Origin of the sequence: Bartonella sp. TT110JLCBS (assembly GCF_042193405.1) — a bacterium.
In the GTDB taxonomy this organism is placed as follows: domain Bacteria; phylum Pseudomonadota; class Alphaproteobacteria; order Rhizobiales; family Rhizobiaceae; genus Bartonella.
Map to the genome: position 1 here is coordinate 315 of NZ_JBHILT010000305.1, position 243 is coordinate 557.

The 243-nt window shown below is 43.6% G+C and carries 1 protein-coding gene; it reads left to right on the forward strand.

The annotated features are described in order from the left end of the window. Positions 1–243, forward strand: a 243-nt coding sequence (locus ACFILW_RS11045; protein ID WP_375685858.1) for a Bgr_08870 family protein, incomplete at both ends; no start/stop codon positions are given.

Sequence of the window (243 nt, forward strand, 5' to 3'; positions counted from 1 at the left end):
TTGCCTAAAGAAGGTCGTTTTATCAGTTCTGAATTCCCAATCTTGCGGGAAAACTTGACCAAAATTGATCAAGCCATTGCGGATGTTGAGGACAAGGTAGAGGGAAAAGCGCCTTTACAACACACGCATACGATCAACGAAATCGCAGATCTAGAAAGCGCTCTCAATGGCAAAATGGCAGCGGATAAAACTTTCTCATTTGCTGATTTAAGCGATATCGAAGGCGCAAAAGATGCGGCTAAC